The 10,075-nt window shown below is 62.1% G+C and carries 10 protein-coding genes and 1 pseudogene; 9 read left to right on the forward strand and 2 right to left on the reverse strand.

Translation table 11 applies throughout. The features are described 5' to 3' along the window. Positions 1-97: 97 nt before the first annotated feature. The 9 genes from GY791_11680 to GY791_11720 all read left to right on the forward strand — a co-directional run bounded on the left by GY791_11680 (position 98) and on the right by GY791_11720 (position 8,023). Positions 98-1,117 (forward strand): hypothetical protein, encoded by a 1,020-nt coding sequence (locus tag GY791_11680; GenBank protein ID MCP4329086.1) that lies wholly within the window; start codon positions 98-100, stop codon positions 1,115-1,117. A 234-nt stretch (positions 1,118-1,351) separates the two neighbouring features. Further along, the gene (locus tag GY791_11685) at positions 1,352-2,977 is read left to right on the forward strand and encodes a L,D-transpeptidase family protein (protein MCP4329087.1); all 1,626 of its coding nucleotides are present in this window, start codon (positions 1,352-1,354) and stop codon (positions 2,975-2,977) included. A gap of 127 nt (positions 2,978-3,104) precedes the next feature. Beyond that, on the forward strand, positions 3,105-3,638 hold the full coding sequence (locus GY791_11690) for a DUF882 domain-containing protein (protein ID MCP4329088.1): 534 nt from the start codon (positions 3,105-3,107) through the stop codon (positions 3,636-3,638). Between the two features lie 125 nt (positions 3,639-3,763). Continuing rightward, positions 3,764-3,940: a hypothetical protein gene (locus GY791_11695; protein MCP4329089.1), complete on the forward strand. Its 177-nt coding sequence runs from the start codon at positions 3,764-3,766 to the stop codon at positions 3,938-3,940. A 133-nt stretch (positions 3,941-4,073) separates the two neighbouring features. Beyond that, positions 4,074-5,285 carry a M24 family metallopeptidase gene (locus GY791_11700; GenBank protein ID MCP4329090.1) on the forward strand — a complete coding sequence of 404 codons (1,212 nt, stop codon included), beginning with the start codon at positions 4,074-4,076 and terminating at the stop codon, positions 5,283-5,285. A gap of 41 nt (positions 5,286-5,326) precedes the next feature. Next, on the forward strand, positions 5,327-5,779 hold the full coding sequence (locus tag GY791_11705; GenBank protein MCP4329091.1) for a hypothetical protein: 453 nt from the start codon (positions 5,327-5,329) through the stop codon (positions 5,777-5,779). A gap of 76 nt (positions 5,780-5,855) precedes the next feature. After that, positions 5,856-6,257, forward strand: a complete 402-nt coding sequence (locus GY791_11710) for a DUF3775 domain-containing protein (protein ID MCP4329092.1) — start codon at positions 5,856-5,858, stop codon at positions 6,255-6,257. 167 nt (positions 6,258-6,424) lie between these two features. After that, positions 6,425-6,691: an amino acid permease gene (locus GY791_11715; protein MCP4329093.1), complete on the forward strand. Its 267-nt coding sequence runs from the start codon at positions 6,425-6,427 to the stop codon at positions 6,689-6,691. Beyond that, positions 6,692-8,023 carry an APC family permease gene (locus GY791_11720; protein MCP4329094.1) on the forward strand — a complete coding sequence of 444 codons (1,332 nt, stop codon included), beginning with the start codon at positions 6,692-6,694 and terminating at the stop codon, positions 8,021-8,023. 274 nt (positions 8,024-8,297) lie between these two features. Here the strand turns inward: GY791_11720 and GY791_11725 are convergent. Both GY791_11725 and GY791_11730 read right to left on the reverse strand, forming a co-directional pair. After that, positions 8,298-8,411: pseudogene (locus tag GY791_11725) on the reverse strand (glutathione S-transferase family protein). Between the two features lie 94 nt (positions 8,412-8,505). Further along, positions 8,506-9,945, reverse strand: coding sequence for an APC family permease (locus GY791_11730; GenBank protein MCP4329095.1), 1,440 nt, complete (start codon positions 9,943-9,945; stop codon positions 8,506-8,508). Positions 9,946-10,075 lie beyond the last annotated feature (130 nt).

The following is a 10,075-nucleotide window of genomic DNA, read 5'->3' on the forward strand; positions in this document are numbered from 1 at the left end:
AACGCCCGATCCGCCTCTTCTCCCATTAGCGGAAAATTAGCGAAATCCCGCCACCATGGCCGCCGTTACCGGCATTTGGCCGGTCGGAGGATTTGCCATGGACGAGACGGTTTCCGGCACGCGCGCGCTTGACGCCCTTGCCGACAAGGGCGCGATCACCGAAGACGATGTTCGGGCGCTACGCCGCGACATCTTCGCCGACGGCGTCGCCGATCGGCGCGAGGCCGAGCTTATCTTTCGTATCGACCGCACGGTTCCGGCCAAGCACGAGTCTTGGAACGCGTTCTATGTCGAAGCGCTCACCGACCATGTGGTGTGGAAGGTAGAGCCGAAGAAATATGTCAGCGAAGAGAACGCGCGTTTTCTGATCGACAACATCTGCGCCGACGGCCGTATCGACAGCGGCACCGAATTGGAGTTGTTGATCAACGTCATTCATTGGGCACGTTCATGCCCCGAGGACCTCGCGGTCATCGCCTTGCGGGCGGTCCGCGACAGCGTCCTCGACCCCGACACCGCGGCCTACGGACGAGGCCGGCGGCAGGGCGTCATCGATGCCGCCGACGTCATCCTGATCCGCAAGGTCATATACGCCGATGCCGGCGGTGGCGGCTTCACCGTCACCCGCCGCGAGGCCGAAATTCTTTTCGACCTCAACGACGCCACCGCCGACGCCGACAATGGGCCGGAATGGTGTGACCTTTTCGTCAAGGCGGTTGCCAGCCACCTTCTGTTTCCGCGCGGCGCGCCGCTCGTCCCAAGCGCCAAGGAGGCCCGGCGACGCGAGCAATGGATCGAGCAACGTCGGGGCATTGGTCGGCTCTTGGCTGGAGTCGGACGCGAAGTCGCGAGGCTCGATCCCTCCGAGACCTGGCGCACTGCCGACCCATTCGGTACGCGGCGCGCCGAAGAGGATGCGAAACGCGAGGCGGACCAGTTGCGCGGGGCCATGGAACGGGAAAACCTTGATCCAGGCGAAGCCCGATGGCTGGCCGACCGCATTGGACGCGACAGCCGCCTGCATCCCAACGAACGCGCCCTTCTGGCCTTCATCGAGCAGAATGCCCGGGAGATCGACCCGTCGCTGAAGCCGCTCTTGGCCGAAGCCGTCGCCTAACGGTCATCGCCGACCGCTCTCATACTCCCATCCGATCGCATACAAGGCCTCGGAAACGGGGCCGGCTGCCACCTCGAACCGATCCCTCGACCGTTTCACGATATCGCTGACGGCGGCGGCACGGCGGTTAACGAGGATGGATGCACGTGCCGACAAGCGACGCTATAATCGACCGCGATCGGCGACGGCTGGGTGGCGACATTCAGCCCTGCTTCATCAACCCGGGATTAAGCCATGCATGAAAAATTTCGCGCGTTTCACCTTCTCCTGATCGGACTCTTTTCGGTGCTGACCGTCGCTGGCGCGTCGGCGCAATCCGCCGGCGTGGCACTCGCCGTCCAGGAGCGTCTCGACCTCCTGAACGTATCGATGGAGCCCGGGTCCGATGAAGACCTGACCGTCCTGTCCGAGTTCTATGCCGGGCGTGGCTACCAACCCGTGTGGGTGAGCGAAGCCGGCATGACGATGTCCGGAGAGATTCTTTCGAGCCGGCTGCACAGCGCCGATACCCATGGTTTGGTCCCGTCCGAATACTTCGTCGACCGGATATCGGCGCTCGAGGGCGCCACCGACACGGCCGGGCTCGCCGAACTGGAGGTCGAGTTGAGCTTCGGCCTGCTGCGCTACGGTCAGGACCTGAAGCACGGCCGGGTGGCGCCGAGTCGGGTGAACCCGGAATTGTTCATCGATCACGGCAAGACCGACAGGGCGACCCTGATTTCGGCCGCCGCCGCGACCACCGACATGTCGGGCTTGCTCGACGATTTGGTTCCGCATTCGAGCCAATATCGGCGCACCGTGGAGGCGATCGCCCAATATCGCAAAATCGCCAAGAATGGTGGTTGGGAGCAATTGCCGGACGGGGAAACCTTGAAGCCGGGGATGACCGATCCGCGGGTCCCGATCCTGCGCCGGCGCTTGCTGGCGCATGGCGATCTCAAGGCCGATAACGCCACCGACCCGATGTTCTACGACGCCGAACTGGAGGAAGCGATGAAGTGGTTCCAATATCGGCACGGCCTCGAACAGGACGGCGCGGTCGGCAAGAACACGCGCGCCGCATTCAACGTCCCGGTCGAGGAGCGCATCGAAACCATGGTCATGAATTTGGAGCGCCGGCGCTGGCTGCCCGACGACCTTGGTCAACAATACATTTTCGTCAACATGGCGGGATTCGAGCTCAAGCTCGTCGACGGCGACAAGACGATCTTCGACACCCGCGTCGTCGTCGGCACGCCCTTCCACAGGACGCCGGTGTTCAGCGGCAACATGACCTATGTCGTGCTCAACCCCTATTGGCACATCACGCCGTCGATCGCGCGCAACGAGATCCTGCCGTCGGTCAAGAAGGATCCCAACTATCTGGCCAGCAAAAACATTCGCGTCTTCAGCGACTGGTCGGCCAATGCCTATGAGGTCAACCCGCAAACGGTCGATTGGTCACAGGTCTCGCCGCGCGGCATGAGCTACAAGTTCCGTCAGGATTCGGGCGACGGTAATGCCCTCGGCCGGGTCAAGTTCATGTTTCCCAACTCGCACAGCATCTACCTTCACGACACGCCGTCGAAGCATCTGTTTGGCCGCGCCAAACGCAGTTTCAGCCATGGCTGCATCCGCGTGCAGAACCCGCTCGACATGGCCGAGATCGTGCTCGGCCAGATGTCGAAATGGACGCGCGCGAGTATCGATTCTCAAGTGGCGTCGGGAAACCGCAAGATCGTCAACCTCGGACAGACGATCCCGGTTCATCTGACCTATTTGACGAATTGGGTGAACAAGGATGGCAGTATTTATTTCCGCGAGGATATCTACGGCCGCGACAAGCTCCTGGCCGAAGCCTTGGCCTCACCAAGAGTCTGAGCTTAAACAAGCACTTGGCACGACGCCAAGCTTAGGTTAACGTGTAGCCGCTAGCCTGGGTGGAGGCGGCAGGGAGTCAGACGAAGCGAGGGACAGCGTGACAGACAACGCAACGAACACGACATTCATGAGGGTCAACCGGCGCCAGTTGCTGGTCGCCGGGGTCGCGGGTTTGACGGCGCTTAGCCCGTTGGGCGCGGCGGCGCGAATCGTCGGTGGCGAGCGCGTATTGCGCTTCCACAACATTCATACCGGCGAGAATCTTGCTCGCGTGTATTGGCAAAACGGCCAATACCTGGCCGGCCCTCTGAAGGAGATCAATCATATTCTCCGCGACTGGCGGGCCGAGGATACGATCCAGATGGACGTCGGCGTGCTCGACCTGCTGAACGACCTGCGTCGCTTGATGGACTCCAACGAGCCGTTCCATGTCATCTCCGGCTACCGTTCGCCGAAGACCAACGCGAAACTGCGCGCCGACAGCCGTGGGGTGGCCAAGAAGAGCCTGCACATGCAGGGCAAGGCGGTCGATATCAGCCTTCCGGGCCGCGATCTGCGCAAGCTGCAAAAGGCGGCGATCGGGCTACAACGGGGCGGCGTCGGCTATTACGGCAAGTCGCAATTCATCCACGTCGATACCGGGCGCGTGCGCTTCTGGTAGATCCGCGGCAGCGACGGGTTAACCTTTCGGTAACCAAAGATCACCTAGAGTTCGGCGTTGTCGGAGCAATCTTGGTCCGATAACGCGGAGCGCGTTCGATTGGTTGGGCCGAAGGAAGCGCGTCCATGCCCAAGATTTCTCTGGCGATTGTCGCCGCGGCATATGCCCTTTGCGCCTTCGGGCGCGCGACCCAATTGGTCATCGCAAAATGGGGTGCCGGACTGCCGATGGATATGCTTTTTGGCGAAAGTATCGCCGAGGGCCTATCGTGGCCGGCGACATTGGTCTTCTACATTTTCTGAGACCTGTTGCGATCAACCGACCATCGTGCCGGCCTCACGGAACGCCCCCGGGTCTTCCCTATTCCTTCGCCATCGCTTGTGAGATAAGCATGCGCGCAGACCGCGCAGACTCACGATGTTGCATCAAGGGGCGATGGACATGAAGGATCTCAAGACAATCCACAACGGCGACAAGGTGACCCCCACCTTCTCGGCCGAGGAAATGGCGGCCCGCCTGGCCCGCCTCCGTGCCCACATGGCGGACGCGGATATCGACGCCGTCCTGTTCACCTCGATCCACTGCATCAACTACTATAGCGACTTCCTGTACTGCTCTTTCGGCCGCCCCTATGGCCTGGTCGTCACCCAGGACAAATCGACCACCCTGTCGGCCAATATCGACGGCGGACAGCCATGGCGGCGCACCTTCGGCGACAACCTGATCTTTACCGATTGGCAGCGCGACAACTATTTCCGCGCCATCCAGCAGGAGACCCCCAACCGCGGCCGCGTCGGCATCGAGATCGATCACATTTCGGTGGAGAATCGAGACAAACTGCAGGCCGCGTTGCCGGATACGAAATTGGTCGACATCGCCAAGGCCGCGATGCGGATGCGGATGGTCAAGTCGGCCGAGGAAATCGCGGTGATCAAGAACGGCGCGCGAATCGCCGATATCGGCGGCGCGGCTTGCGTCGAGGCGGTCGGCGAGAACGTTCCCGAGTACGAAGTCGCGCTCGCTTCGACCCAAGCCATGGTGCGCGAGATCGCCCGCACCTATCCCGATGTCGAATTGATGGACACCTGGACCTGGTTCCAATCGGGGATCAACACCGACGGCGCCCACAACCCGGTGACCTCGCGCCGGGTTCAGAAGGGCGACATCCTGAGCCTCAATTGCTTCCCGATGATCTCGGGTTATTACACGGCCCTGGAGCGCACGCTCTTCCTCGACCACGCCAGTGACCGCCATCTCGAATTGTGGGAGATCAATTGCCAGGTCCACCGCCGGGGTCTCGACTTGATCAAGCCGGGCGTGCGTTGCTGCGACATCGCCACCGAGCTCAACGAGATCTACCGCGCCCATGACCTGCTGGACTACCGCACCTTCGGCTATGGCCATTCGTTCGGTGTGCTGTGCCACTATTACGGCCGCGAGGCGGGCCTCGAGCTGCGCGAAGACATCGAGACCGTGCTCGAACCGAACATGGTGGTGTCGATGGAGCCGATGATCATGATCCCCGAAGGAGAGCCCGGCGCCGGCGGTTATCGTGAACACGACATCCTGGTCGTTACCGCGGACGGCAGCGAGAACATCACCGGCTTTCCCTTTGGCGCCGAGCACAATATCGTCGCGGTGTCGTAGACTCCGGGCTGCCGCTGTCGTCGGCGACGAGGCGAGACGCCGTGCACCTGAGACTGGAAACGCGCCTCGCTTGCTCGGCCGAAGCGGCGTGGGCGGCAGAGCAGGAGGTCTCGTTATTGAACAGGTTGTCAGCGCCGTTCCTCGTTTTCCACGGCGCCGCGGGAACGTCTCTGCCCGACTTTTGGACCGAAGGCGGGACGGTGGTTGTCGAGAGCCGGCTGTTCGGATGGCTGGCGCTCGGCAGGCAACAGATCTTCGTCGCGAAGGTCGATGCTGCGACCCGCACCATCCGAACGCGGGAATCCGGAACCTGGATCAGACGCTGGGACCATAGCGTCGCGATTGCCGAGGCCGGGGCCTCGGCTTCCCGTTATATCGACGACATCGATTTCGACGCCGGCTTTCTCGGCCCGCTGCTGTGGCCACTCGCGTGGGCGTTCTATCGCTACCGCCAATGGCGGCGCCATGCGATGACCCGTCGCTCCTCCCATTGATCGAGATCAACGCACCGGCCGACCGCCGCGGGGCAATCTGAGCTAATCGCAATAGCGCCAGTCGCGGGGTTGGACCATGCTTGGAATCGCAGTCGAAAAAGTCGGCTACATCTTGATCAAGGCGCGCGAGTTCGACGTCAAGGTCGGTGCCCAGGACACCGGGCCCGAGCACCATCCGGATCCGGACGACGCGGATTATCGCGACATCCTCGAAGACTACAGCAACGACCCGACGGCAACCGAACTGCACGCCGCGATCGACGGGCTCAATGACGGCGAAAAGATCAACCTTGTCGCGCTGTTCTGGCTTGGGCGCGGCGACTACATCATCGAGGAATGGGCCGACGCCGTGGCCCAGGCTCGCGACCGGCACAACGACCGCACCGCCGACTACCTCACCGGCTCGCCGATGCTGAGCGACTATCTCGAGGAAGGTCTTATCAAGCACGGCTATTCCCTGGAGGACGCGGAACAATAGTCGCGAAGAGGCCCGCCATGGACCGCCTCGCCCAAACCGCGACAGATTTCGGTCTCCATAGGCCCCGGGCTCCCTAGCCCCTATTTTTTCTTGTCATGGCGCCGAGAATCCGGCAATCGGGACAGTCCCACCGCGCCATGCCGGCGCCCGCCATCGGAAAGGGAGCCGTGCGCCCGCAACGTTCGATCGGCCTGATCGGCCTGACCTTTATCGCAATCAGCGGTATGCTCGGTTCGGGCTGGCTCTTCGTACCCCTCTTCGTCAGTCAACTCGCCGGCCCGGCGGGAATACTGTCGTGGTTGATCGGCGGCATGGTGATGTTGCTGATCGCGCTTTGCTACGCCGAGATCGGCGCCATGTTGCCGGTCTCCGGCGCGTTGGCGCGTGTTCCCTTGTTCAGTCACGGCAATGTGGTCAGCGCCGCGATGGGTTGAGTGGCGTGGGTCGGTTACGCGACCATGGCCCCGATCGACGTGCTGGCGATCCTCAAATACCTCGGCCCGGCGATACCGTTCATCTTCTCCGCGACCGACACAGCATCCGGCACCGCCGATCTTTCGGCGGCCGGCGTTGCATTCGCCGTCGCCCTGCTCGGCGCGATGGTCATCATCAACGCCATCGGTGTCCGCTTCCTGACCGCGATCAATACCAGCCTGACCTGGTTCAAGATCGCCGCGCCCGTCGCCATCGCCGGAGCCATCATTGTTACCCATTTCGATCCGTCCAATTTTTCCTCTCACGGATTCGCCCCTCAAGGCTTCGATGGCGTCATGGCGGCCGTCTCGGGCGGCGGCGTGGTCTTCGCCTTCATCGGGTTTCGCCACGTCATCGATCTTGCCGGGGAAGCCCGCAATCCGCAGTGGACGATCCCGATCGCGCTTACCGGTTCGGTTGTGGTCGGCACCGTGATCTACGGCGCAATGCAGATCGCCTTCGTCGGCGGCATCCCCGCGACCGAACTTTCCAAGGGCTGGGCCGGTCTCAGCATCAATCATCTCTACGGTCCCTTCGCCGCCATCGCCATGGCGATCGGCCTGCCCTGGCTGATGGCGGTGATTTACGGCAGCGCTGTCATATCACCATTCAGCAGCGCGCTTGTTGCCGTCGGTTCCAATGCGCGGCTCGCGATGGCGCTGGCCCGCAGTGGGTTCTTCCCCGGTTTCGTCGCCCGGCTGTCGGACCGTGGCGTGCCGTTCTATGGATTGCTGGTGAATTTCGCGGCCGGCGCAATGTTGGTGTTCATGTTGGACCTGCCCGCGCTGGTCGCCCTCAATGGCGCCGCCGTCGTCGTCTCCTTCCTGGTCGGCCCGGTGGCGCTTTATGCGCTGCGGCTGCAAATCCCCGAACGCCCCCGAAAAATGCGGGTGCCGGTGGTGCGAATTTTCTCGGGCGTGTGTTTCGTTCTCTCGACCTACGTGGTCTATTGGAGCGGCTGGCAAACGATAAGCGTCCTTGGCTTGACGCTCGCGGCCGGAGTGGTCCTGTTCCTTGTCCTGCGCTTGTTTGGCGGCGCCGAAGCGCGTCCCGCGCTCGATCTCAGCCAATCCTACTGGGTGGCGGTGTTTTTGGCCGCGATGGGTGTGATCTCTTATCTTGGCGATTTCGGCGGCGGCACCGGAACGATCCCGCCCGGCTGGGATCTCGCGCTGATCGCAGCGCTGAGCTGTTCGATTTTCGTCTGGGCGATCCGGTCGCGCCTATCCGACGACCGGGCCAGGGCTAAGATCGAAGAGGTCGAGAACGCCCCCGACGCGGCTAAAGACTGACCTACCCGACCGTCGATGCTAACATTCCCGTGTTTCCGTTACCGGATTGGTGCGACCAGGTAGACGGCGAAACCAGGTGCGCCATGCCATTGAGGATTCCGACACCCGATTCGGCAACGGCCATGGAGTGAGCATGCGCCTCGATCGATCGATTGGCCTGATCGGTCTCACCTTCGTCGCGCTGAGCGGCATGCTCGGCTCGGGCTGGCTGTTCGTCCCCCTGTTCGTCAGCCAATTGGCCGGACCGGCTGGAATCCTGTCATGGGTCATCGGCGCCGGCCAGGATATCGACCGTGACCGGTTCGAACGGAATGCAAAGCTGGGTCAATGGCAAGCGCGCTTTGTAGCCGTTGCCCGAATCGAGATAGTCATAAAGCTTCAGTCCCATGTCACCTCATGGTCGGCTGCACGGCCGGCGGAAGTCGTTGCCGCGCAACCAAGTCGCCTCCAACTGTCGATAGCGGTCGGTCATCACTCGGTCGTCAGGTTTGGTTCAAGTCCTGATTCAGCCATTGCTTCTGATCCTCATCGATTTCGAGGTCGGGCGCGGTCAGAGCCGTGCGAATATTGGAACGGGCTGCATCATCGGGCAGCCTCGACTTGACCGCCCAGAAGAAGAAAACGAACCCGACCACGATTAGGACCCATACGCCCATACCCCATTCGATGATTCCGAGCCCGCCGCCGAACGCGCCGAGATACGAGATCAGCCCCATGACGAGAATATAGGGCCACAACCACATCGACTCGCGCAGATCGAGCTGCGGCCGGGTCGCCGGATCGGCGAGCAGCCGCATGATGGTGAACAGGATGAGGCCGAAGGCCAAGGCCATGCCAAGGAACCACAAGGTATTCCAGCCGCTCCAATAAAGGATCAAAGTCGCCAAGATGAACGCCGCGCAGGCTACGCCGCGGGCTCGCGGCAGCCGGAAATGGCGAGGCATATTTGGGGCCTGCAGGCGCAGGGCATAGAGAGCGACGGGGCCAATCGTAAACGACAGGACGATCGCCGACGAGTTAAGCGATACCAAGGATTCGAGGTGGACGAAAATCAGAAGAATTACTCCCGCGGCCAGATTGATGAGCAGTCCGTTGACGGGCACGCCACGCGATGACAGGTTGGCAACGAGTTTCGGAAAGAAGCCGTTTTCCGCCAGCGCCTTGGCCAGACGGGCGTTGGAACCGGTCGCGACCAGCCCGCCGCCGAAGGGTGCGAGGACGGCGCTGCCGTAGATCGCCGCCATCAGCCAGGGCACCCCGACCGCCATCGCTATTGCCTCGAAGGCTCCGTAGTGCGTCGGAAACTTGATATTGTCCCAGCCGTTCGCCAAGGCCGCGGGCGACAAGCTGCCGACGAAGGCCGCTTGGACGACCAGGTAGACGCCGAGGCAGATGATGACCGAGCCGATCAGGGCGACCGGGATCGTTCGTTGCGGATTTCGGGTCTCGCCTGCCATGTCGATCGCGTGGCGAAAGCCGATAAAAGCAAAGACGACCCCGCCGCTGGCCACGCCGGCCAGTATGCCGCGTAATCCGAACGGCGCGAATTCGTGAGCCATGAAGTTGCCGAATTCGAAGCGGTTGAACGCTAGCGCCAGCGCCACGACCAGCGGCGCGCCAACCTTGAACCAGGTGAGGCCTGTATTCACCGCGGCGAAGAACCGAACGCCGAACAAATTGATGACGATCATCACAACGAGAATCAGAAATGCCATCGCATAGCCGCCGAGCGAGAGCTGGATGGCGTCCTGTCCCAGCGGCGGTCCGGCGGCGTAAATGAAGGGAATCTGCGGCCCGAGATACCTGAGCATGGCCAGTGTTTCGATCGGCGCCGCTGTGCTGTAGCCAACCCAGGCCGACCATCCGAGCGCGGCACTGACGACATTGCCGTGGCTCAGCCACGGAATCCGCCCTAGGGCCAATCGACATTCAGGATTCATTTTTGCGGTGATGTGTGATTCATAGGCCTCCAGATTCGATGATCTGGAGGCCGACGGATGAACAAGCGATATGAACTGACACCCGATCAGTGGCGGCGTATCGAGGATCTTG

Source organism: Alphaproteobacteria bacterium (assembly GCA_024244705.1).
In the GTDB taxonomy this organism is placed as follows: Bacteria; Pseudomonadota; Alphaproteobacteria; order JAAEOK01; family JAAEOK01; genus JAAEOK01.